1 protein-coding gene is annotated in these 335 nt (G+C 45.4%); it reads left to right on the top strand.

Annotation, left to right across the window (positions count from 1 at the left end; translation table 11 throughout):
* Positions 1-335: major capsid protein (locus tag FC20_RS09760; RefSeq protein WP_201779622.1), on the top strand; the 335-nt coding region annotated here is incomplete at both ends.

Genomic DNA, 335 nt, shown 5'->3' on the forward strand with positions numbered 1-335 from the left:
ATTTACAATGACTTGGCTAACCTGGTTCAAAGCGTTCGTGCCCGTGGTGAAGAAATGACCATGCAAATGCTGGCAACTGGTAAGATTGTAGACCGTAAGCATGGGATCAGTATTAATTATGGCGTGCCAAGTGCCCACCAAAAGGCTCTTTCAGGTGGCAATACCTGGGACGGTGCAGATGCAGATATCCTTACCAATTTGCAAGACTGGTCTGACTCCTTGAGCATTGCCCCAACTAGAGCATTGACTTCTAAAAAGATTTTGAGAACTATCATGCGGAATAAGAAGGTTATTGCTGCCGTATACGGTGATAACAACACGGGGAGAGTATTAGG

It is taken from the genome of Lactobacillus equicursoris DSM 19284 = JCM 14600 = CIP 110162 (genome assembly GCF_001434815.1).
GTDB lineage: Bacteria > Bacillota > Bacilli > Lactobacillales > Lactobacillaceae > Lactobacillus > Lactobacillus equicursoris.